The 22,371-nt window shown below is 72.1% G+C and carries 21 protein-coding genes; 10 read left to right on the top strand and 11 right to left on the bottom strand.

The window, feature by feature from the left end:
• Positions 1 to 17 precede the first annotated feature (17 nt).
• Positions 18 to 923, bottom strand: a complete 906-nt coding sequence (locus ACIRVH_RS33455) for an endonuclease/exonuclease/phosphatase family protein (protein WP_403961116.1) — start codon at positions 921 to 923, stop codon at positions 18 to 20.
• A 194-nt stretch (positions 924 to 1,117) separates the two neighbouring features.
• Here ACIRVH_RS33455 and ACIRVH_RS33450 point away from each other — a divergent pair, with 194 nt between their 5' ends.
• A complete protein-coding gene (locus ACIRVH_RS33450) occupies positions 1,118 to 2,416 on the top strand; it encodes a DUF6986 family protein (protein ID WP_403961113.1) in 1,299 nt (432 codons plus the stop codon).
• A 232-nt stretch (positions 2,417 to 2,648) separates the two neighbouring features.
• Complete coding sequence (locus ACIRVH_RS33445) at positions 2,649 to 4,178, top strand: reprolysin-like metallopeptidase (protein WP_403961110.1); 1,530 nt, start codon at positions 2,649 to 2,651, stop codon at positions 4,176 to 4,178.
• Positions 4,179 to 4,322: 144 nt separating this feature from the next.
• On the opposite strand, the gene ACIRVH_RS33440 is transcribed toward ACIRVH_RS33445, so the two are convergent.
• Both ACIRVH_RS33440 and ACIRVH_RS33435 read right to left on the bottom strand, forming a co-directional pair.
• A complete protein-coding gene (locus ACIRVH_RS33440) occupies positions 4,323 to 5,063 on the bottom strand; it encodes a hypothetical protein (protein ID WP_403961107.1) in 741 nt (246 codons plus the stop codon).
• 7 nt (positions 5,064 to 5,070) lie between these two features.
• Complete coding sequence (locus tag ACIRVH_RS33435; protein ID WP_403961104.1) at positions 5,071 to 6,057, bottom strand: LacI family DNA-binding transcriptional regulator; 987 nt, start codon at positions 6,055 to 6,057, stop codon at positions 5,071 to 5,073.
• 287 nt (positions 6,058 to 6,344) lie between these two features.
• Between ACIRVH_RS33435 and ACIRVH_RS33430 the strand changes: the two genes are divergently transcribed.
• Entirely contained in the window at positions 6,345 to 7,298 is a 954-nt protein-coding gene (locus ACIRVH_RS33430) for an ROK family protein (RefSeq protein ID WP_403961101.1), read from the top strand.
• A gap of 466 nt (positions 7,299 to 7,764) precedes the next feature.
• Here the strand turns inward: ACIRVH_RS33430 and ACIRVH_RS33425 are convergent, their stop codons facing one another.
• Both ACIRVH_RS33425 and ACIRVH_RS33420 read right to left on the bottom strand, forming a co-directional pair.
• Positions 7,765 to 9,789: an NPCBM/NEW2 domain-containing protein gene (locus tag ACIRVH_RS33425; protein WP_403961098.1), complete on the bottom strand. Its 2,025-nt coding sequence runs from the start codon at positions 9,787 to 9,789 to the stop codon at positions 7,765 to 7,767.
• Between the two features lie 209 nt (positions 9,790 to 9,998).
• Positions 9,999 to 10,352, bottom strand: coding sequence for a hypothetical protein (locus ACIRVH_RS33420; protein ID WP_403961095.1), 354 nt, complete (start codon positions 10,350 to 10,352; stop codon positions 9,999 to 10,001).
• Positions 10,353 to 10,559: 207 nt separating this feature from the next.
• Between ACIRVH_RS33420 and ACIRVH_RS33415 the strand changes: the two genes are divergently transcribed.
• Complete coding sequence (locus ACIRVH_RS33415; protein ID WP_403961092.1) at positions 10,560 to 10,751, top strand: hypothetical protein; 192 nt, start codon at positions 10,560 to 10,562, stop codon at positions 10,749 to 10,751.
• Positions 10,752 to 10,894: 143 nt separating this feature from the next.
• A complete protein-coding gene (locus ACIRVH_RS33410; protein ID WP_403961087.1) occupies positions 10,895 to 11,950 on the top strand; it encodes an NUDIX domain-containing protein in 1,056 nt (351 codons plus the stop codon).
• 134 nt (positions 11,951 to 12,084) lie between these two features.
• On the opposite strand, the gene ACIRVH_RS33405 is transcribed toward ACIRVH_RS33410, so the two are convergent.
• The 3 genes from ACIRVH_RS33405 to ACIRVH_RS33395 all read right to left on the bottom strand — a co-directional run bounded on the left by ACIRVH_RS33405 (position 12,085) and on the right by ACIRVH_RS33395 (position 15,448).
• Positions 12,085 to 13,131, bottom strand: a complete 1,047-nt coding sequence (locus ACIRVH_RS33405) for a protein kinase family protein (protein WP_403961084.1) — start codon at positions 13,129 to 13,131, stop codon at positions 12,085 to 12,087.
• Positions 13,132 to 13,141: 10 nt separating this feature from the next.
• The gene (locus tag ACIRVH_RS33400; RefSeq protein ID WP_403961081.1) at positions 13,142 to 13,858 is read right to left on the bottom strand and encodes an MBL fold metallo-hydrolase; all 717 of its coding nucleotides are present in this window, start codon (positions 13,856 to 13,858) and stop codon (positions 13,142 to 13,144) included.
• Between the two features lie 234 nt (positions 13,859 to 14,092).
• Positions 14,093 to 15,448 (bottom strand): dipeptidase, encoded by a 1,356-nt coding sequence (locus tag ACIRVH_RS33395; RefSeq protein WP_403961079.1) that lies wholly within the window; start codon positions 15,446 to 15,448, stop codon positions 14,093 to 14,095.
• 131 nt (positions 15,449 to 15,579) lie between these two features.
• On the opposite strand from ACIRVH_RS33395, the gene ACIRVH_RS33390 reads away from it, so the two are divergent.
• A complete protein-coding gene (locus ACIRVH_RS33390) occupies positions 15,580 to 16,821 on the top strand; it encodes a geranylgeranyl reductase family protein (protein ID WP_403961076.1) in 1,242 nt (413 codons plus the stop codon).
• On the opposite strand, the gene ACIRVH_RS33385 is transcribed toward ACIRVH_RS33390, so the two are convergent.
• Positions 16,811 to 17,266 carry a nitroreductase family deazaflavin-dependent oxidoreductase gene (locus ACIRVH_RS33385; protein WP_403961074.1) on the bottom strand — a complete coding sequence of 152 codons (456 nt, stop codon included), beginning with the start codon at positions 17,264 to 17,266 and terminating at the stop codon, positions 16,811 to 16,813. The genes ACIRVH_RS33390 and ACIRVH_RS33385 overlap by 11 nt on opposite strands.
• 149 nt (positions 17,267 to 17,415) lie before the next feature.
• Here ACIRVH_RS33385 and ACIRVH_RS33380 point away from each other — a divergent pair, with 149 nt between their 5' ends.
• A complete protein-coding gene (locus ACIRVH_RS33380) occupies positions 17,416 to 18,105 on the top strand; it encodes a TetR/AcrR family transcriptional regulator (RefSeq protein WP_403961071.1) in 690 nt (229 codons plus the stop codon).
• Between the two features lie 29 nt (positions 18,106 to 18,134).
• Here the strand turns inward: ACIRVH_RS33380 and ACIRVH_RS33375 are convergent, their stop codons facing one another.
• Positions 18,135 to 19,190, bottom strand: coding sequence for a medium chain dehydrogenase/reductase family protein (locus tag ACIRVH_RS33375; RefSeq protein ID WP_403961068.1), 1,056 nt, complete (start codon positions 19,188 to 19,190; stop codon positions 18,135 to 18,137).
• 166 nt (positions 19,191 to 19,356) lie between these two features.
• Between ACIRVH_RS33375 and ACIRVH_RS33370 the strand changes: the two genes are divergently transcribed.
• From ACIRVH_RS33370 to ACIRVH_RS33360, 3 genes are all read left to right on the top strand, one after another.
• Entirely contained in the window at positions 19,357 to 20,007 is a 651-nt protein-coding gene (locus ACIRVH_RS33370; RefSeq protein ID WP_403961066.1) for a TetR/AcrR family transcriptional regulator, read from the top strand.
• Between the two features lie 91 nt (positions 20,008 to 20,098).
• Positions 20,099 to 21,319 (top strand): sensor histidine kinase, encoded by a 1,221-nt coding sequence (locus tag ACIRVH_RS33365; RefSeq protein ID WP_403961064.1) that lies wholly within the window; start codon positions 20,099 to 20,101, stop codon positions 21,317 to 21,319.
• On the top strand, positions 21,316 to 21,981 hold the full coding sequence (locus ACIRVH_RS33360) for a response regulator (protein WP_403961061.1): 666 nt from the start codon (positions 21,316 to 21,318) through the stop codon (positions 21,979 to 21,981). Before ACIRVH_RS33365 ends, ACIRVH_RS33360 begins: the two co-directional genes overlap by 4 nt.
• Here the strand turns inward: ACIRVH_RS33360 and ACIRVH_RS33355 are convergent.
• Positions 21,942 to 22,226, bottom strand: a complete 285-nt coding sequence (locus tag ACIRVH_RS33355) for a DUF6332 family protein (RefSeq protein ID WP_403961058.1) — start codon at positions 22,224 to 22,226, stop codon at positions 21,942 to 21,944. The two genes, ACIRVH_RS33360 and ACIRVH_RS33355, sit on opposite strands and share 40 nt — an antisense overlap.
• Between the last annotated feature and the right edge of the window lie 145 nt (positions 22,227 to 22,371).

The following is a 22,371-nucleotide window of genomic DNA, read 5'->3' as shown; positions in this document are numbered from 1 at the left end:
GTCACGGGGGCCTCTGTTCATCCCAGAACGATCCAGGCCTGCACGGGCAGGTGGTCGCTCGGGAATTGGCCGTTCCTGGAGAAGGTGTTGATCGTTGCCCGCCGGGTCGTGACCCCCGGCGTGGACAGGATCCAGTCGATCCGGTCGCCGTTCGGGAGGAGCGGTTTGTAGCCGTGGAACGTGCCGTACAGCGCGCCGCGCTCGGCGGCGGTCTCCCAGGTGTCGACGAGACCGGCACCGAGCATCGTGTCGTAGACCGGGTTCCGGTGCGCGGCGACGTTGAAGTCGCCGGTCACCACGACCGGCAGGGTGCGGTCGAGGCCGGCGATCCGCTGGGCCATGAGGGCGGCGCTACGGTCGCGCGCCGACTGCCTCGCGTGGTCGAAGTGGGTGTTCAGGACGTGGAACTCCCGTCCGCCGTCGTGCAGGTCGTGGAAACGGACCCAGGTGACGATGCGCGGGAACGCGGCTCTCCAGGTGTTGGAACCGATCACCTCCGGGGTGTCGGACAGCCAGAAGGTGTAGTGCTCGACCGGGGACAGGCGGCGGGTGTCGTAGAAGATCGCCGCGAACTCGTCTCGGCTGCCGCCCTCGCGGCCGGTGCCGATCCAGTCGTAGTGCGGCCCGAGGTCGGCGTCGATGTCGCGCAGCTGCTGGTAGAGGCCTTCCTGGGTGCCGATGACATGGGGCTGTTCATGGCGCAGCAAGGTGCTCATCACCGGTCTGCGGACGGTCCAGCTGTTGGGCTCGGCGGTGCTCGCGAAGCGCAGGTTGAAGGACATGATCCCCAGTGGGCGGCCCCGGTGCTCCTGCGCCGAGGCGGACGGGGCGGGCAGTGCTGTACTGGACAGGGGAGTGGTGACGGCCGCGAGCAGTGCGGCCTTGAGACCCAGACGGCGCGTGACTCGGCTGCGGTTCGGCACGGAGGCTCCTTCGGTGGAACGGCCGGGCGAGTCGTGCGAGGGAAAGTGTGACACCGCGCCCTGGGAGGGACGTGAACAGGGCGAGGTGTCGGAGCGGCGTCCCATGGACATGGTGTTGACCATCTCGAAGGTCCCCGGATAACTTCATTCTACGGATTGTTGATTCCGTAGAGCGGAAACATGGAGGGTGTGGGATGGGTCAGCAGGAGAAGGTGGCGACGAGCCTCGCGGGCGCCGTCAGCGAGGAGATCAGTGCCTCCCTCGCGCCGGTCGACGCGGAACTGGAGCGCCGCTACCCCGGAGACCCCGGCACCCGGCAGCCCGTCCACACCGTGTACGTCCCCGGTGACGCCTTCGCCGCCGACACCATCCGCTCCTGGGGCGACCAGGCCCTCGCCGCCCTCGACGAGCACGCCCCGGACGCGGACGCGTTCGCGGCCGTCCTCGGCCTGTCCGACGACCTCGCCGAGCCCGTCTACTCCCGGGTCCGCGCCAAGCTGGAGCGCGAGCCGATCGAGGACCTGCGCGTCGACTTCGAGGACGGCTACGGCCCCCGTCCGGACGCCGAGGAGGACGAGACGGCCGCCCGCGCCGCCCGCCTGATCGCCGAGGCCCGCAAGAACGGCACGGCGGCCCCGTACATGGGCATCCGCATGAAGTGCATGGAGGCCGCGGTACGCGACCGGGGCATCCGCACCCTCGACGTCTTCCTCACCGCGCTGATCGAGGCCGGCGGCCTGCCCGAGGGGCTGGTGCTCACCCTGCCGAAGGTGACGTACGCCGAGCAGGTCAGCGCGTTCGTACGCCTCCTGGAGGCCTTCGAGAAGGTGCACGGTCTGGAGTCCGGGCGGCTCGGCTTCGAGATCCAGATCGAGACCAGCCAGTCCATCCTGGCCACCGACGGCACCGCGACCGTCGCCCGCATGATCCAGGCCGCCGAGGGCCGCGCCACCGGCCTGCACTACGGCACCTTCGACTACAGCGCCTGCCTCGGCGTCTCAGCCGCCTACCAGGCCAGCGACCACCCCGCAGCCGACCACGCCAAGGCGATCATGCAGGTCGCCGCCGCGGGCACCGGCGTACGCGTCTCGGACGGCTCCACCAACGTCCTGCCGGTCGGCCCGACCGCGAAGGTCCACGACGCCTGGCGCCTGCACTACGGCCTGACGCGGCGCGCGCTGGCCCGCGCCTACTACCAGGGCTGGGACATGCACCCCGGCCACATCCCGACCCGCTACGCCGCCGTCTTCGCCTTCTACCGCGAAGGCTTCGAGCAGGCGGCCGCCCGACTCGCCCGCTACGCCAATCGCGCCGGCGGCGACGTCATGGACGAGCCCGCCACCGCCAAGGCCCTCGGCGGCTACCTGCTGCGCGGCCTGGACTGCGGCGCCCTCGACATCGCCGAGGTCGCCCGCCTCACCGGTCTGACCCGGGCCGACCTGGAGGGCTTCGCGGCGCCCCGGCGCGGCGACCTGACGGCCTCGGCCAAGTAGCGGCGTCCCGCGCAGGACGAGCCGCCCCCGGTGCCCGCCGAGAAGGGCGACGGGGGCGGCTGCGTGTCCGGGCGGCGGCCCCCCGGCGGCGCACGACCCCCGGTCGGGTCCGCAGGCGGCTGACTGGATGAACCTCCGGGCGACATCGCTCCCGCGACCCCGCGCTCGACGGGATGACGCGAACAGACGCTGATCATGGGGCACATTCCCCCACAGAAAGGCGACGTCCCCAATGCGTCGTTCCCTGCTGGTCGCCTGTACCGCGGCGACCGCTCTTCTCGTCCCTCTTCCCCTGGCCATGGCCACGCCGCACGCGAACGGCGGGTCCGACCACGACGAGCCCTGGGTGGTGCGCACCGCCGTGCTGCGCGCCGACGCCAAGGAGTTCGCGCCCCTGTGCCTCAAGCAGAAGGAAGGCGTGCCGGAACACCGTACGTTCCGGCTCTTCCCCGGCAGCCGAGGCATCACCGCGATGCGGGACTACTACCACAAGGACGCGAACGGCACCGTCTACTGGGACGGGCACGACCCGAAGAAGCCCGAGAACACGGTGTCCCTGTCCATCATCGGAGCGTGCACGCGCGGCGGCGGCCACGTCACCCTCGACGGCGTCATCGAGGTCGGCACCAAGGACTACGTGTTCACCCCCCTGCCCAAGCAGCCGGGCAAGTACCGCCTGCAGGAGATCGACACGCTGAAACTGCCGCCGAGCGGAAAGCCCGGCGACACCGTGACCCTGCCCAAGCGAGCCGGCCGTCCCGGTCACGCCGAGAAGACGCCCAGGGCCGACAACAACAACCCGGTCGCCATCGACCTCCTCGTCGCCTACACCCCCGCGGCCGTCACCGAGCTCGGCGGGGTGCCGGAGGTGGAGGCCCGGATGCGCTACGGAGTGAGCCAGCTCAACAAGGCTCTCGCCACCAGCCATGTGCCGGCCAGCGTGCACACCGTCCACTCGTACCAGACCACGCCGTTCGGTGGGGCCGACGAGTCCGCCAGCGCCTTGCTCGCCAAGGTCAACAACCGCAACGACCTGACGCTCGGTTCCGTGGCTCACGCGAACCGGGATCTCTACGGCGCCGACCTGGTGGCGCTGCTCGCCTCCATCCCCATCCAGAACAGCTCCGGCTCGGCCGATCTGCCGATTCCCGTGAGCTCGAGGACCAGCGAGAGCGCCTACTCGGTCACGAGCGTCCTGTCGGTGAAGGAGTGGGACAACCTGGGCCACGAGATCGGCCACAACCTGGGCATGCGGCACGACCGGAAGACCGTGGCGAACAACGGGGAGACGCCGCCGGGACCGAACGACACCAACTTCGGCTGGATCACGTCCGACAACAAGTACCACACGCTCATGGCGTACAACACGCCCTGTCTGCCCACCTGCAAGGTCATCAACCAGTACTCCAACACCGTCAACCACACCGCCGATGGCAAGATTCTCGGCGACGCGAAGAACAACAACGCAGGCATCGCCCAGCTCGCCACCCCGCTCGTGTCCGACTACCGCGCCTCGAAGGTGACCAACCGGCACGACCTCACGATGTCCGTCTCCCCGGCAGGCGGCGGCAGCATCACGGTCAGCGAGTTCGGCCCTTACGACCCCGGCACGCAGGTGACGCTCACCGCCCACCCGGCGGCCGGCAACGTGTTCGCGGGCTGGGAGGTCGACGGCGTGAAGCAGAGCGACACCACGGCCAACTACCAGATCACCATGGACAAGAACCGCAGCGTCGTCGCGCTCTTCAACCGGGCCCCGTGAGCCCACGCCCGCCCCGTCACAGCTGACCGGCGGGCATCACCCCGAGCAGCCGTCGGCCGTACCGAACACGGCCGACGGCCGACGGCCGGCGGTGGGAGCCGCCCCTCGGACTCCGGGCCGGGTGCGCCGACGGCAAGGCGCGGGCTACGGCCGGCCGTGCGCGTACGACTCCAGCCCCGACTCCGTCACCCACGCGTGCGCCGCGAACAGCCGGGTGCCCCGCGCGCACAGCGCGGCGTCGGCGCGGGCCCGCGCGCAGAACTCCTCCGGCGTGACCCCGAACAACTCGCGCAACAGGGCCGACGCCACGAGGAGTTCGGTGAGCAGCGGGCGCTGCCCGGGATGCCTGCGGGGTGCGCCCGTGCCGTCGTGCAGCACACCGTGCCGGTTGACGTAGGCGTACGCACCGGTCAGCGCCGAGCCGTCCGGCAGCTCGATCCGCACGTCAGGTGCGGGCAGCCAGGCCCGCCAGAAGTTCGGCTCGCTGGCGTCGATCACCGCCAGTTGCCGCGGATCCAGCCAGATGACGAACAACTCCCGTAAGCAGCGAGGTGACTTGACGGGAGAGGCGGAGACATAGCCCAACCGGCTCACATGGGCGGAGACGCCCACCTCGATGCCGGTCACCCGCGCCCGCACCATCGGGATGGCCGCGCCGATCCCGGACTCGTCCATCTTGTGGCGCAGCTGGCCAGGGCAGGCGTTGGAGCCGACGGCGAGGACCGGCGTCCGGTCCTCGTGCACCAACCGGTCCAGCGGGAGCATCCGGTCGCCGTGCAGCAGCCCGGAGTCGGCGGGCCAGGCGCCCGGATAGGTCAGCGGATGGTCGCGGGGTGCCTCGGCGAGGCCGAGCTCCGTCAGGGTGCGGCCGACGTCATCGGTCACGGGCGGCTCAGTCCGCGGGCGGCAGCTCGCCCGAGCCGCGGGTGACGAGCCGGGTCGGCAGCTCGATGCGCTCGGGCGCGACGAGGGTGCCGTCCAGCTGGCGGAAGAGGCGCTCGGCGGCGGTGCGGCCGAGGGCGGCCGCGTCCTGGGCGACGACCGTGACGCCCGGCTGGAGCAGATCGGCCAGCTCGATGTCGTCGAAGCCGACGAGGGCGACCGGGCGGGACTGCTCGGCGAGGACCCGGATCACGGTGACCGTCACCCGGTTGTTGCCCGCGAAGATCGCGGTGACGGGGGAGGGGGCCGAGAGCATCTCCTCGGCCGCCCGGCGCACCCGCACCGGATCCGTCGCCCCGAGCGACATCCACCGCTCCTCGACCGGTATCCCGGCGTCCTCCATGGCGGTCCGGTAGCCGCGCAGGCGCTCGGCCGCGGTGTGGATGCGGGGCATGTCGCCGATGAACCCGATCCGGCGGTGACCGTGTGCGATCAGGTGGGCGACGCCGTCGCGGGCACCGCCGAAGTTGTCCGACAGCACGACGTCGGCGTCGATCTTCCCGGCGGGACGGTCCACGAACACGGTGGCAACGCCCGCCCGGATCTCCGGCTCCAGGTAGCGGTGGTCGTCACCGGCCGGGATCACCACCAGACCGTCCACCCGCCGGGCGCACAGCGCCAGCGCCAACTCCTGCTCCCGGTCCGGGTCCTCGGCGCTGGAACCGTTGATCAGCAGGGCGCCGTGGGCCCGGGCCACCTCCTCGACCGCGCGGCTCAGCGGGCCGTAGAACGGGTCGGCGAGGTCCTCGAGGACCAGGCCGATGCTGGCCGTACGGCCCTTGCGCAGGACGCGTGCGCTGTCGTTGCGGCGGAAGCCGAGTGCGTCGATCGCCTCCTGGACGCGGCGCTCGGTGTCCGGGGTGACGCCGGGCTCGCCGTTGACCACGCGGGACACCGTCTTCAGGCCGACCCCGGCGCGCGCGGCCACATCTTTCATCGTGGGACGGTTGCCGTAGCGCGACCCGGAGTGACGGTCTGCGGGGCGATCTGCGCGGCGGCTGCTCTGGGGCACGATGCGGCGTCCTGTCCTGTCGTCCGGGTTGTCCACGGGGGTGGTGCACAGATCCGTGGTTTGTATGAGGATGTGGCGTCGAGCATAGAGCCTGGACAACGTTGTCAGATGCGCGAGAGACTGTCCACCGCTGTCTCCGGCCTGCGCCCCCACCGCTGGACCGGCCTGCCTCTTTCTGGTTATTCAAGGTTCAACGGGGAGATCTGACACTGATGTACACCGACCTCGTGGCGGCCCTGGACATCGGCGGTACCAAGATTGCCGGCGCTCTGGTGGACGGTCACGGACGGATCCAGGCACGCGCACAGCGTGCGACGCCCGCGCAGCAGGACGGCGAAACGGTCATGCGGGCCGTCGAGGGGGTGCTCGGCGACCTCGCCGGCTCGCCCCTGTGGGGACGCGCCGGCTCGATAGGCATCGGCAGTGCGGGCCCGGTGGACGCCTCGGCGGGCACCGTCAGTCCCGTGAACGTGCCGGGCTGGCGTGACTTTCCGCTGGTCGAGCGGGTGCGCACAACCACCGGGGGGCTGCCGGTCGAGCTGATCGGCGACGGGGTGGCCATCACCGCGGCCGAGCACTGGCAGGGCGCCGCCCGCGGCCACGACAACGCGCTCTGCATGGTGGTCTCCACCGGCGTCGGCGGCGGCCTGGTCCTCGGCGGGCAGCTGCATCCCGGCCCGACCGGCAACGCCGGGCACATCGGGCACATCAGCGTCGACCTCGACGGCGACCTGTGCCCGTGCGGCTCGCGCGGCTGCGTCGAGCGCATCGCCAGCGGTCCCAACATCGCCCGCCGCGCCCTGGAGCAGGGCTGGCGGCCCGGCCCGGACGGCGACACCTCCGCCGCGGCCGTGGCCGCCGCCGCCCGGGAGGGCGACCCGGTCGCCGTGGCCTCCTTCGAGCGGGCCGCCCAGGCCCTGGCGGCCGGGATCGCGGCCACCGCGACCCTGGTGGAGATCGACATCGCGGTGATCGGCGGTGGCGTCGGCAAGGCCGGCGACATCCTCTTCACACCCCTGCGCAAGGCCCTCGCCGACTACGCGACCCTCTCCTTCGTCCAGCGGCTCACGGTGACACCTGCGCAGATGGGTACGGATGCGGGTCTGGTCGGCGCTGCCGCAGCCGCGTTGGCTCTCAGGCCGGATGCGACTGCGGCGGGGGTTTGAGGGCGGCCGGGCGGCTGGCGGTGACGCCTGCGCGGGTGGGTAGGGATGCGGGTCTGGTCGGCGCTGCTGCGGCCGCGTTGGCTCTAGGCCCGGACGCGACTGCGGCGGGGGTGAGAGCGGTCGGGCGGCTGAAGGTCAGGCCGCGTGCAGGGGTATGGGCGCGGGTCTTGGCGGTGCCGCCGCGGCCGCGTCGGCCCGTAGGCCGGACGCGACCGCGGCAGGGGTTTGGGGGCGGTTCGGCGGCTGAGCTCGGCGTGCGCGTGCGGAGCCATGGTCAGCGGCTGAGCCTGGCGACCCTGTTCCAAGCCACCGTCAGCAGCTGAGCCCGGCGCCTGCGTTCGGAGTCGCGGTCAGCAGCTGAGCCTGGCGCCCGCGATTCGAGCCGCGGTCAGCACCTGAGCGTGGCGCTCGCGATTCGAGCCGCGGTCGGCAACGCGGCCTGGCGTGCGCGCGTTCCGAGCCGCGGTCAGCAGCTCAGCCGGGCGTCGGCCCAGTCGGCGTGGTCCGAGTCGATGCCGTCTCCGCCGTCGGTGACGACGAGGCGGACCACCTGGGCGCCGGTGACGTCGGCGGTGAGTGGCTGGGCGGGCTGTGCGTTGTTCAGTACACCGGTCGAGGCGGCCTTGGTGCCGTCCGCCCAGATCTCGAAGGCGACGGTGCCCTTCAGGCCCTTCTCGTCGTCCACGCCGATGTCCGCGGTGACCTTCTCGCAGGCCTTGCCGGTGTAGAAGGAGACCTCGCTCTCCGCGTGGACGCCGAGTCCCTTGGCGTGGACGACGCCGCCCAGGGTGATGGGGTGACCGTCGCCCGCGGCGCTCTCCCCGTTGCTCGTGTCGCGCTCGACCGGCCCCCAGCCGCTCGTCGCCGACAGCCAGGGCAGATCGCTGAGGTACGACGTCCCGGTGGGTGGCGGCAGCACGACGGTCGCGGTCAGCGGGAGGGCGCCGGTGACGCTCTCTCCGGTGGGTGAGCGGTAACTCGCCTTGAGGGTGAGGCCGTAGGAGCCGGTCGGCGTGCCTGCGGGGGCGGTGACCCGCCAGCCCGTGCGCAGCGACTTGCCCGTGGCGAGGGCGGCGGCCGTGGTCGCCGAGGTGGCGCGTACGGTCCAGCCGTCCGGGCCGGTGAGTGACACGGACACCCCGCGCGCGGATGTCCGGCCGAGGTCGGTGACGCTGGTGGTCAGAGCCGCCGGGGTTCCCGCCTCCACGAACGGGCTTCCGTCCAGGCCGAGTTCCGCGGCGGGCGGGTTGGCGGCCCAGTCCGGGTCGGCCGCGACCCGCAGCAGGACCGTGCCGTGGGCCGGGACGGTGGCCGCGAGGGTGCCCGCGGTGTTGTAGCTACGGTGCTGCCACAGGTCGCGCAGGGTGTAGGCCGGGGCGTCGGGCAGGCCGACGGCGCTTGCGGTGGTGGCGATCCGCTGGGCGGAGCCGGACTCGTTGAACAGGGCGACCGCCCGGCTGCCGTCCTTCATCTCCTTGGCGATCACCCAGCGTCCGCCGGTGGAGGAGACGACCGTGCCCTGCTTGCCCAGCGGGTCCTGGTCGACGGCGATGACCTCCTTGTTGTCCAGGATGTCGAAGGTCGCCCGGGAGGCCTTGCGCAGGTCGGTGCCGATGAGCAGGGGCGCGGTCATGACGGACCAGAGGGAGAAGTGCGAGCGGTACTCGGTGTCCGTCATCCCGCCGTTGCCGACCTCCAGCATGTCGGGGTCGTTCCAGTGGCCGGGCCCGGCGTACGGCGCGAGCGGCAGGTTCTGCTTGAGGATCGACAGCATCGAACCCCAACTGTCGCTGATGTCACCGGTGGTCCGCCACAGCTGACCGACGTCCGACGCCCACTCCCAGGGCTTGTTCTCGCCCCATTCGCAGATGCTGTAGACGATGGGCCGGCCGGTCGCCTCGAGCGCGTCACGCATGGTCCGGTAGCGCAGCTTGGCGTCGACGCCCAGGTTGTTGCAGTTGTCGTACTTGAGGTAGTCGACGCCCCAGTCGGCGAACTGCTGCGCGTCGCTGGACTCGTGGCCGAGCGCACCCGGGAAGCCCGCGCTGTTGCAGGTCTTGAAGCCGGCGCTGGTGTAGATGCCGAGCTTGAGGCCCTTGCCGTGGACGTAGTCGGCGACGGCCTTGATCCCGTTCGGGAAGCGGGCCGGGTCCGGCACCAGCTTGCCGTCGGCGTCCCGGTTCGGCAGGGCCCAGCAGTCGTCGAGGTTCACGTACTGGTAGCCGGCGTCCTTCAGGCCCTTGGCCACGAAGAGGTCCGCGATCCCCTTGACCATGGCCTCGTTGAAGTCGGCACGGCAGTGCGTGGAGTTCCAGTTGTTGAACCCCATGGGCGGAGTGAGGGCGAGGCCGTCGGCCGGCGAGGGTGCGGCGACGGGGTGCCGGGCGGGGGCCGCGACGGCGGGGGCGGCCAGGCCCGCCGTGCACAGCAGCCCTGCGGTGAGCGCTCCGGCCACTCTTCGACGGGTGGTGCGGGGGTGAGGGTGACGCATCGTTGACGTTCCTCCGACTCGCGCAAGGTGGGATGACGGCATGTACGTGTCACCGGTGCGCGCTTACGGTAGGACGTGTCGGACTGTGTTGGAAGAGGTGCGTCGGAGTTGTTCGATATTCCGTCACCACCCTTGACGGCGGGACGTTTTGGGAAATGGTGGAGAGCCCGGGCGTTCGGTTCTGTTGGATCGCCGGGCTTCCCGGGGCATCACCGGAACTCGTGCACGACCTCGATCCGGCCCACGATGTGGCTGTTGAACTCGTCCAGCTCCTCGGCGGGCACCCACAGCTCCAGGATCGTCTCGCCGCCGGCCTGTCGGACGGGATAGCGGCCGAGGAACTCCGCGTCGACCTCGAAGCGTGTGACGAACCCGGCGCCGCTGTGCTTGACGTTCCAGTCCCGGGCGATCCGGATCGCGTAGTCCTCGTTGAGAACGGGGTAGAAGATCGGCTGCTCGGGCAGCCGTGGCGGCCAGGCCCTCCAGTCCAGCTCCCGGACCAGGTCCAGCTCCGTGGGGCCGGTGGGGCGCCAGAGGGTGGTCGTCGGGCGGGGGCTGGTCATGGCCGTCGTTCTCCTGGTCGTGGTCCGTCTGCTTCCGGCGGGCCGGGATCAGGACGATACCGGCGCCGTGATCACCACGGCCACGGGGTTTGCGTGGGACCGCCGCTCCCGGGGCGCTCTTCCCGTGGGGTTCGCCGTCTTCATGACCTTGCCGGGGAATCGCCGTGATCCGCGTGACCACCGGACGGTTCCGCAGTTGATCAGGGCATGAAGAAGCGCAGCATGCTCGCCATCGCCACCCTCGCCGCCGGATTCGTCGTGGCCGCCGTCACCCCCTCGCACGCCGCGGACAAGGGACCGCTCGGTGACCTCAACGTCTCCGGCGCCCTCGACCACGTGGACCACATCGTCAGCCAGGACAGCTTCGCCGTGGACGACCACGCGCAGGGGCAGAAGTAGTCCGGCCCGGTTCCCGCACCCCGTGCCGGTGCCCCCGAGGCGAGGGGCACCGGCACGGGGTGCGCGCACCCTCAACGGGATGTGGTTTCCGTGGCAGGGTGGAGCGGGCAAGCCACAGGGGGCCAACAGAAGAGGGGGAGTCCGTGACCGTCGTCTGGATCAACGGCGCGTTCGGTGCGGGGAAGACCACCACCGCACGGGAACTGATCGAACTGATCCCGAACAGCGCGCTCTTCGACCCCGAGGTCATCGGCGGAGCGCTCTCGCACCTGCTGCCGCCCAAGCGCCTCGCCGAGGTCGGCGACTTCCAGGACCTGCCGATCTGGCGCCGGCTCGTGATCGACACGGTGGCCGCGATGCTCGCCGAGCTGGGCGGGACCCTGGTGGTGCCCATGACCCTGCTGCGCCAGGAGTACCGCGACGAGATCTTCGGTGGTCTCGCCGCCCGCCGGATCCCCGTACGCCATCTGCTCCTCGCCCCGGCGGAAACGATCCTGCGCGAGCGGATAGCCGGGCGGGAGATCCCGCCGGACCTGCCCGACGGCGAGATACGCCAGCGGCAGTGGGCGTACGACCACATCGAGCCCTACCGGGCCGCCCTCGCCGCCTGGCTCACCGCCGACGCCCACCTCGTGGACACCAGCACGCTCACCCCGTACGAGACCGCCGTCCGCATCGCCGACGCCGTCGGCAGCGGCACCGTACCCCCCTGTGACATCGTGCAGACCCCCGAACCCACCGCCGAGACCCTCGCCGCCGGTGTGCTCCTCTTCGACGAGCAGGAACGGGTGCTGCTCGTCGATCCCACCTACAAGCCCGGCTGGGAGTTCCCCGGCGGGGTCGTCGAGCGCGGCGAGGCCCCCGCCCGCGCCGGTATGCGCGAGGTCGCCGAGGAGACCGGGATACGGCTGCGGGAGGTGCCCCGGCTGCTCGTCGTGGACTGGGAGCGGCCCGTGCCCCCCGGTTTCGGCGGGCTGCGCCTGCTTTTCGACGGCGGCCGGCTGGACACCGCCGAGGCGGCCCGGGTGCTGCTGCCGGGGCCGGAACTGCGCGCCTGGCGCTTCGCGACCGAACAGGAGGCAGCCGACATGCTGCCGCCGGTCCGCTACGAGCGGCTGCGCTGGGCGCTGCGGGCCCGCGAACGCGGCGCCGCGCTCTATCTGGAGGCCGGCGTACCGGTTGCCGGACAGGCCGCCTGACGCACGCTGACGAACCCCCGGATCCCCGCCGCGTCCGCGAGGTCGGCGGGGAATCTCGTCCTGGTGCACCCTACGGATGTCCGCGACCGAGCCGGTCTCCATGATCCGCCCGGCGCAGACCCGGTGGCCTGCCACTACGCCGAGAGCACCGAGCTGTTGTAGGCACGGCTCAGCGCGGCGTCCGGGTACGGGGTCAGCCGGCTCTCCCGCACGAGCGGCCGGCTGAAGTCGCCCATGGCGGCGGCGACGGGCGCGTACCGGGTCAGCAGCGCGGCGGCGGCTTGAGGAATGCCCTCGGGCCGGGCACCGGCGGCCAGCGTCCGGATGTACTCCTCCCGCTCCTCCCGGCCGTACCCGTACAGCGCGGTGATGAGCCGGATCACCAGGTGACAGGCGGTGTAGACGCGGTCGTAGTGCCGGTGCCGGGCGAGGAACTCCCGTTCTTCGTCGTCCAGTTGGAAGGTGGAGCCGAGCGAGAGGCCGAAGTCGGTGAGGTACAGGCTGCGGCCGTCGGTCAGGATGTTGCGGAAGTGGGCGTCGAAGTGCAGGAGTCGGTACGACTCCAGGGCATCGGTCAGCTCCGTCAGGCTCTCCGCCACCCAGGTGCACGCCGCGTCTGCGCGGTCCGTGCGGAGTTCGGCGTCCAGCCAGTCGTGCAGGGTGTACGGGACGTGCTCCAGGAACAGGGTCAGGCTCGCGGAGGCCGTCCGCAGAGCTTCGAGGCGTTCGCGCACTCCCGCGCCCCAGTAGGCCACGGCCCGCTCCACGTCGGCGAGTTCGCCGGGCAGGGGCTGGGGCTCGTCGGGCAGGACCCGCCAGTGGTGCAGCAGCGGAAAGCCCGGGAACCCGCCGGCCGGCACGCCCTCCGTGGTCAGCGTGTGCGCGGCCAACTCCCGCCAGGCGGTGTATCCCGGGCTGCCGATGCCGTAGTGGCAGTACGACGGCAGGCCGAACAGGTTCGCCGTCGACCGCTCGTTCCCGGGCAGCCGTTCCAGGTCCGTCAGCGGCACCCGCTTGACGAACACCGGCCGGCCGTCGACCAGCAGGCGTACCGCTCTGCCGCCGATGCCCGTGCCGAGCGGCTCGCCCGCCGCGACCAGCTCGGCCAGCTCCCGGTCGCCCAGCGGGGCGAGGGAACGGGCGATGCGGGTGTGGGCGGCGAGGCGTTCGGGGACGGTCATGCCCCCATGATCAGCCGGTGGCCGGGTGGCTGTCCGCCGCTTTCCGAAGTGCGGCCGAGGCCCTGCCCACCACCGGGTCACCGTGCCCGAAGCAGGCCACGTCCGCGCCGAGGTCCGCCAACCGGTGCAAAGAGCCGAGGAGTTGGGTCCGGTCGAGGTTGAACACGCCTGGCATCACCGCACCGTCGACCGGCGAGGCCGCCACCGTGTCACCCGTGAACAGCACGCCCTCGTCGGGAAGGAACAGCGCGATGCTGCCGTCCGTGTGCCCCGGTGCATGGACGACCCGCGCACCACCGCCGAAGTCGAGCACGTCACCGTCGGACACGGGAGTGACGCTCCGCGGGCGCACCGGCTCGCCCTGGGGAAGGCGCCGGGACACCTCAGTGTGGATCGGCAGCTCCCAGTCCTCGAACCGCGGGGACGGGCCGGGGAGTTCACCCCGGGCGAACGGTGCGTCCAGGTCGTGGGCCAGCACCTCGGCGCCGCTGAGCGCGGCGAACTCACCCGCCCCGCCCGCGTGGTCCTCGTGGAAATGGGTCAGCACGATCCGTCGTACGTCCCCGGGGGCGCGCCCCAGCGCGGTGACCGCGTAGGCGATCGTGCGGCCCGCGCCGATCGCCCCCGCGTCGATCAGCGTGGACTCCGCGCCGTCGTGCCAGAGGTAGGCCTGGCCGACCGGGAAGCGCAGGAGGTGGAGGCGGGGGAGCAGTTCGATGACGTCCATGCGCCGACGCTAGGCAGCGCCCCCGCCGTCGGGCGAGGGCGCTCTGCCGTAGGCAGAAGTAGGCCCTGCCGTCAAATTCCCGCCTGCCTGGCGGCGTCTGGCACGCACGCTCGCCGCGTTGCCGAACCGTCCACGTGGCTCCGCCACGAGGGCGCTCCGGCGCCTTGCGATCGCACGCACCAGACGCCGCCAGGCCCGCCCTCCGGGCGGACGACGGGAATTTGACGACAGGACCTAGCCCGCCGCGTAGTTCCGCAGGAACAGCGCCTCGGCGACCGACAGCCGCTCCAGTTCCTCGGGGGACACGCTCTCGTTGACCGCGTGGATCTGTGCCTCCGGCTCGCTCAGGCCGATCAGCAGGATCTCCGCCTCCGGGTAGAGACCGGCGAGCGTGTTGCACAGCGGGATGGAGCCGCCCTGGCCGGCGTACTGCATGGTCTCGCCCGGGTAGGCGACCGCCATCGCGTCGGCCATCGCCTGGTAGGCAGGGCTGGAGGCGTCGGCGCGGAACGCCTGGCCCTGGCCGATCTGCTCGGTGCTCACCCGTGCGCCCCACGGCGTGTGGGCCTCGATGTGGGCCTGGAGCAGCTTGGTGGCCTCGGCGGAGTCGACGCTCGGCGGCACCCGCAGGCTGATCAGGGCGCGGGCGCTCGACTGGACCGACGGGGTGGCGCCCACCACCGGCGGGCAGTCGATGCCGAGGACGGTGACGGCCGGGCGGGCCCAGATACGGTCGGCCACCGAGCCGTCACCGATCAGACCGACCCCGTCCAGCACCTTGGCGTCCTTGCGGAACTGCTCCTCGGTGTACTCGAGACCTTCCCACCGCGCCGTGGCGTCGAGGCCGTCGACGGTGGTCGAGCCGTCCTCGGCGCGCAGGGAGTCCAGGACGCGGATCAGCGAGCCCAGCGCGTCCGGGGCGGCGCCGCCGAACTGGCCCGAGTGCAGATTGCCGGCGAGGGTGTCGATCTGGACCCGGAGCAGCGTCATGCCGCGCAGGGTGGTGGTCACCGTCGGCAGGCCCACGCGGAAGTTGCCCGCGTCGCCGATGACGATCGTGTCCGCCTTCAGCAGCTCGGGGTGCTGCTCGGCGTACCGCTCCAGGCCGCCCGTGCCCTGCTCCTCGGAGCCCTCGACGATCACCTTCACGTGCACGGGGACGCCGCCGTTCGCCTTCAGGGCGCGCAGCGCGAGCAGGTGCATGATCGCCCCGCCCTTGCAGTCGGCGGTCCCGCGGCCGTACCAGCGGCCGTCCCGCTCGGTCAGCTCGAACGGCGGGGTGGCCCAGCCGGCCTCGTCCAGCGGCGGCTGCACGTCGTAGTGCGCGTAGAGCAGAACCGTTTTGGCACCTTCGGGGCCCGGCAGGTAGCCGTACACCGACTGGGTGCCGTCGGGGGTGTCGAGGACGGCCACGTCCACGAAGTCCTCGGCGCGGAGCGCGTCGGCGATCCAGTTCGCGGCGCCCTCGCTCTCGCTCTTCGGGAACTGCGCGAAGTCCGCCACCGACTTGAAGGCGACCAGTTCGGTCAGCTCCGCCTTCGCCCGGGGCAGCAGCGAGGCGACGGTCTCGGCGACCGGATTCGACGACATGGGCACGCTCCTCGTGGGTGCGACGTTGTACGGCTGGATAGACCGATCCTCCCACAGTGGCCTGCGACGACGGTCGCCGTAGGATGCGGAGGACAGGTGCGGCAGCGGCTTGATCGGAGCAGTAGACCATCGTGAGCGGCGAGAACTCTTCGGCGGACGACGTGCAGCGGGTGTGGGACGTCGTCGTGGTGGGCGCGGGACCTGCGGGGGCCTCGGCCGCCTACGCGGCAGCGGTCGCGGGGCGACGCGTGCTGTTGCTGGAGAAAGCCGAGCTGCCGCGCTACAAGACGTGCGGCGGCGGCATCATCGGTCCCTCGCGCGACGCGTTGCCGCCCGGCTTCGAGCTGCCCTTCCAGGACCGTGTGCACGCGGTGACGTTTTCGAACAACGGACGCTTCACCCGCACCCGCCGCTCCAAGCAGATGCTGTTCGGGCTGATCAACCGGCCCGAGTTCGACCAGCAGCTGGTCGAGCACGCCCAGAAGGCGGGCGCCGAACTGCGGACGGGCGCGGCGGTGCAGCGTGTCGAGCAGCACGGCTCCGCGGTGCCGGACCGGCGCACGGTGGCCGTGGTGCTCCAGGGCGGGGAGACGGTCCTGGCCCGCGCGGTCGTCGGTGCCGACGGCAGCGCCAGCCGCATAGGGGCGCACGTCGGGGTGAAGCTGGACCAGGTCGACCTCGGCCTGGAGGCGGAGATCCCGGTCCCGGAGACGGTCGCCGAGGACTGGAAGGGCCGGGTGCTCATCGACTGGGGTCCCATGCCGGGCAGTTACGGCTGGGTCTTCCCGAAGGGCGACACCCTGACGGTCGGTGTGATCTCTGCGCGCGGCGAAGGCGCCGCCACCAAGCGGTACTTGGAGGACTTCATCGCCCGGCTCGGGCTGGCCGGCTTCGAGCCGAGCATCTCCTCCGGGCATCTGACGCGCTGCCGTGCCGACGACTCGCCGCTGTCCCGTGGCCGGGTGCTGGTCTGCGGTGACGCGGCGGGTCTGCTGGAGCCGTGGACCCGGGAGGGCATCTCCTTCGCGCTGCGCTCGGGCCGGCTGGCGGGGGAGTGGGCGGTCCGGATCGCCGAGGCGCACGACGCCGTCGACACCCGTCGCCAGGCCCTGAACTACGCGTTCGCCATCAAGGCGGGGCTCGGCGTGGAGATGAGCGTCGGCAAGCGCATGCTGGCCGCGTTCGAGCGCCGTCCCGGCATCTTCCACGCGGCCCTCACCGGCTTCCGCCCCGCCTGGCGGGCTTTCAGGGACATCACGCAGGGCTCGACGTCCCTGGGGGAGCTGGTCCGGGCGCACCCGCTCGCCCAGCGCGCCCTGACCGCGCTGGACCGGGGGCCGGCGACGGCGGTGGAGGACCCCGTCACTTCGTGACGGTGATCCGGAAGACCGGGTGGTCGGGGGCGATCCCGAGGATCTCGGCGTCGGAGGACTTGGCCGTGACGCCCGCGAAGTAGTCCTTGACCTCCCAGCCCCACTTCTCCAGGTAGGTGCGCAGGATCGGGAGCTTCTCCTCGTCGGGAAGCTCCACCACGGTGAACGTGCGCACCTTCCGGCCCACCCGCAGCTCTCCGCCGTTCGCGGCCCGTATGTTGCGCACCCACTGGGAGTGGCCGCGCGCCGATACCAGGAACTGCTCGCCCTCGTGCGTGTGCGGGTTGACCGGGACGCGCTGCATCGCGCCGCTCTTGCGCCCGCGCACGGACAGCTCGGCGGAGCCCGCGATGCTGAGCCCGTGCCGGGCGAGCCAGGCGACGATCCCGTTCATGCGCACGGCCATCGGGCTGCTCTTCACATAGAACGGCGAAGACGACGACATGGTGACTGACCCCCACTGTTGGGAGAGCGGTGCTCTCGCTTGCCTCCAGTGTGGGGGAGACAGGCATGTCGGTGCAAGAGCGATGCTCTCGTTTTTGTTCGGCGCTCTCGTTTGTGTGCACTGCTCTTACGTCGTGGCACACTGCTGGTATGAGCACCGCACAGGGCGCCCGCGCGCGGGCCAGGATCGAAGTCACCGCCGCCATCAAGGACGAGGCGCGCAGACAGCTCGCGGCGGAGGGTGCGGCCAAGCTCTCGCTGCGGGCCGTGGCCCGCGCACTGGGCATGGTCTCCTCGGCGCTCTACCGCTACTTCCCGAGCCGCGACGAGCTGCTGACCGCGCTGATCATCGACGCCTACGACTCTCTCGGCGAGGCTGCGGAGGCCGCGCACGGGGCGGTCGCCGACACGGACCACGTGCGGCGCTGGACGACCGTGTGCGAGGCGGTGCGCGCCTGGGCCCTCGCCCATCCGCACGAGTACGCCCTGATCTACGGATCGCCCGTCCCCGGCTACACGGCCCCCGAGACCACCGTCCCGGCCGCCTCCCGTGTCGGCCTGCTCCTCATCGGCATCGTCCGTGGCGCCCACCAGGGTCCCGGCCTCGCCGACCTGCCCCTGCCGGCCGAGCTGCGCCCCGAGGCCGAGCGCATGGCGGCCGACCTGGTGCCCGACCTGCCTCCCGAGGTGGCCGTGGCGCTGGTGGCGGCCTGGGCCGAGCTGTTCGGGCTGGTCGGGTTCGAGCTGTTCGGGCAGTTCCATCGGGTGGTCGAGGACCGGGAGACCTTCTTCCGGCACGCGGCCGCCCGGCTCGCCCACGGCGTGGGACTCCGCCGCTGACGGTCGGAGTCCGAGCCCGGCTCCCGGCCTCACTCAGCCTCCGGGATCAGGACGACCTTCCCGGTCACCGTGCCGGACTCCGCCAGCCGCATCGCCTGCGCGACCTCGGTGAGCGGCAGCCGGGCGGCGATCCGCGCGGTGACCTCGCCGCGCTGCAGTGCGTGGAACACCTGGGTGAGGTCGGCGCGCAGCCGGGTCCGGAAGCGGTCCTTGCTCAGGGCGCGACCCGCCCAGACGTTGAAGAAGTACGCGTGGCGGCCGTTCGGCAGCGCGTTCCACCACGACACCCGGCCGAGGATCTTCAGGACGGGCCACTGCTTGGAGCCCGTGTCGTCCCGGGTGGTGGCGCTGCCGTAGGAGACGAGGGTCCCGCCGGGGGCGAGCAGCCGCCAGGAGTCGGTGACGCTGCGCCCGCCGAGGTGGTCGAAGACGGCGTCGACCCCGCCGGGGGCGAGTTCCCGGACCCGGGCCGGGACGTTCTCGGTGCGGTAGTCGACGGGGACGACACCCAGTTCGCGCAGGGCCTCGTGGTGGCGAGCGGACGCCGTGCCGATCACCTTCAGCCCCGCCGCCCGGGCGAGCTGGACCAGGACCGTGCCGACACCGCCGTTGGCGCCGTGGACCAGGATCGTCCCACCGCTGCGCACCCGGGCCTTGCGGTGCAGCATCTGCCACGCGGTGATCCCGTTGACCACCAGCGTCTCGGCCTCCACGGCGCCGATCCCGGCCGGCACCTCCACCGCGTCGCCCGCGTCGAGCACCACGTGGCTGGCCCAGCCGCCCACCTTGACCAGCGCCGCCACCCGCTTGCCGACGAGACCCGGGGTGACGCCGGTGCCGGCCGTGAGGACCGTGCCGACCAGGTCGTAGCCGGGCACGAACGGGAACGGCGGCTGGTCGTAGTAGCGGCCCCGGCGCATCTGCTGCTCCGCGAAGGACACGCCGGTGGCCTCCACCCGCACCACGATCTGCCCGGCTCCCGGCAGCGGCATGTCCCGGCGTCGGAGCTGCAGTTCCTCCGGCTCGACCGTGCCCGGCAGGACGACCTCGACGAGTTCCTTGCTGTCCGTGTTGACGCTTTCCATGACGACCTCCGGGTCGGAGAAGGGTGCTAGATCTGTTCGCTTGCGTTAGAAGCTATAACTAAAATGACCCTCCTTTCCTTCGGTGTCAAGCTCTCGCCCGCAACTTCGTTACGCCCTCTCTCGGCAGTGATAGGTTGAAACTCCCAAGACGAGGAGCGTGAGGGCGATGGCGGCAGGCGCGGCAAGTCCCCGGGAGCGGTACCGCAGCCAGGTGCGGGCGGAGATCAAGGCGCGGGCCTGGGGGCAGATCGCCACGGCGGGGGCGTCGGGGCTGTCCCTCAACGCCATCGCCAAGGAACTGGGCATGAGCGGCCCGGCGCTCTACCGGTACTTCGGTGGCCGGGACGACCTGATCACGGAGCTGGTCCGGGACGCCTACCGCAGCCTGGCCGACACCTTCCGCGCCGCGGCCGACGCGGGCTCGGGGCTGCCCGGCCTGGCCGCAGCGCTGCGCCGCTGGGCGCTGGAGGACCCCCAGCGCTACTTCCTCGTCTACGGCACGCCGATCCCCGGCTACCAGGCGCCGGAGGACACCACCGCGATCGCCCAGGAGATCATGGCGGCCCTGCTCGACGCGTGCGCGGCCGAGGAGCCCGGGACCGCGTCACCCGACGCGCTCGAGACCCACCTCGCCGACCACCGCCGGTGGGCCGGCGACCACGCCGCCCCGCCGCACGTCCTGCGCCGTGCCCTGGCCTTCTGGACCCGGCTGCACGGGATGCTCTCCCTCGAACTCGCCGGCCACTTCACGGGCATGGGCTTCGACCCCGAGCTGCTGTTCACCGCCGAGGTGGAGAGCCTGACCGGTGGGCGCTGAGCGCACGGGCGGTCGTACTCCCCGGGGAGTACCCGTGATCACCTCGCCCGGCTGACGTCCGCGCGGCCCGTCGGCGTCTAGCGTGGCGGGCATGGAAGAGCAGCGCCGAGGCGGTCCCTCGCAGTGGTGGCGGTACGGGCCACCGTGGGGGCACCGGCCCGACGAACCGGAGCCGCACCCCGCCCGCCTGCCCTGGCGCTCCACGGCGCTGATCACCGCGTTCGTCCTCGTCGGCTCGAACTTCGCCGCACACTCGCAGCCGCACCGGGAACCGCTCGACGGATACGCGCGCGTGCTGCTGCTCCTGGCCTCGCTCCTGCTGCTGTGGCGGCACCGCCACCCGGTGGCCGTAGTCTTCGGCACGGCGGCTGCGGCGCTGGTCTACCTGAGTGCGGGCTATCCCTACGGCCCGGTCTTCCTGGCCGTCGCGGTCAGTTGCTTCACCGCCGTCGTCGCCGGGCACCGGCGGGCCGCCTGGGCCGCCCTCGGCCTGCTGTGGGCCGGGCACGCCCTGGTCGCGCTCTGGCTCTACCGGTGGCTTCCGCCCAAGGGGGACACGGCGGCGAGTGTGGGGCAGGAGATCGTCGTCGCCACCTGGGTGCTGGCCATCGTCGCGGTCTGCGAACTCGCCCGGGTACGCCGCGAGCAGTGGGCGCGCGAGCGCGCGGACCGCGCCCAGGCCGCCAAGCGGCGCGCCGACGAGGAGCGGCTGCGGATCGCCCGCGAGCTGCACGACGTACTCGCGCACAGCATCTCCGTCATCAACGTCCAGGCGGGCATGGGCCTCGCGCTGCTGGACAGCGACCCCGAACAGGCGCGCGCCGCGCTCACCACCATCAAGGCGGCCAGTAAGGAGGCCCTCGGTGAGGTGCGCCAGGTGCTCGACACGCTGCGCGCACCGGGCGCCGCGCCGCGCACCCCCGCGCCGGGCCTGGACCGGCTACCGGAGCTGGTCGGACAGGCGGCGGCCGCCGGACTGACGGTCGACGTCCGGGGCGAGGCTCCGCACCTGCCGCCCGGCGCCGACCTCGCGGCTTTCCGCATCGTGCAGGAGGCCCTGACCAACGTCGTGCGGCACTCCGGATCGAGGCACGCGCGCGTGCGGTTCGAGCACGGCGGTGGCGAACTCCGGCTGCGCATCGACGACGACGGGCCGGCGACCGGAGCCGACGCCGGCGGCAGCGGGAACGGGCTGGCCGGCATGCGGGAACGGGCCGCCGCGCTGGGTGGCACCATCGAGGCGGGCCCGCGCCCCGACGGCGGCTTCCGGGTGCTCGCCGTACTGCCCTTGCACACCAGGGAGGACCAGTGATCCGGGTACTGCTCGCCGACGACCAGTCGCTCGTGCGGGCCGGTTTCAAGGCGCTGCTCGACGCACAGCCGGACATCGAGGTGGCCGGGGAGGCGGCCGACGGCGAGGAGGTCCTGCGCCGGGTGCGCGAACTGCGGCCCGACGTCGTCCTGATGGACATCCGCATGCCCCGGCTGGACGGCCTGGCCGCGACCCGCCGCATCACCGGGGACGCGGAGCTGAAGGACGTGAAGGTGGTCATGCTCACCACCTTCGAACTCGACGAGTACGTCTTCGAGGCGATCCGTTCGGGCGCCTCCGGATTCCTGGTGAAGGACACCGAGCCGGACGAACTCGTGCGTGCGGTGCGGGCGGTGGTCGAGGGGGACGCGCTGCTGTCCCCGGGTGTCACGCGCCGGCTCATCGCCGAGTTCGCGGCCCGCTCCAAGGAGCCCGCGGCGGCGGACACCCTCGCCCAGCTCACCGAGCGGGAGCGGGAGGTGATGGCGCTGGTGGGCATCGGCCTGTCCAACGAGGAGATCGCCCGCCGCCTGGTGGTCAGTCCGCTCACGGCCAAGACCCATGTGAGCCGCACGATGGTCAAGCTGGGCGCCCGGGACCGCGCCCAACTCGTCGTCCTCGCCTACGAGTCGGGACTGGTACGACCCGGCTGGCTCGGCTGACGCTCCCGCCGGAAGCGGACCAGCACACTCACCACCCGGGCCAGGAAGACCACCGGAGCGACCGTCAGGCCGAGGTGCAGCAAGGTGGCACCGAGCAGCTTCGGAAGATCGAAGAGCAGCGCGGGACCGGCGACGGCCCCGAACACCACGGCCGCCGCGAAGGTGGCGCTGACCAGTGCGTATCCGATCTCCACCGTGGCCGCGTCCTGCTCGGCCTTGTTGCGCCGTCCCCCGTGTGTGTCCATCCGGCCAGTCTCACAGACGTGGGGGCGGGGGGGGCCCCCCCCCCCCCCCCCCGCCCCCCCCCGGGGGGCCCCCCCCCCCCCCCGCCGGCGCCCCCCCCCCCCCCCCCCGGGGGGCCGCGCCCCCCGCGCGGCCCCCCCCCCCCCC

Origin of the sequence: Streptomyces sp. NPDC101165 (assembly GCF_044768135.1) — a bacterium.
Lineage (GTDB): Bacteria > Actinomycetota > Actinomycetes > Streptomycetales > Streptomycetaceae > Streptomyces.
Note: the sequence above shows the minus strand (reverse complement) of the source record. Positions and strands in the feature narration are given on the sequence as shown.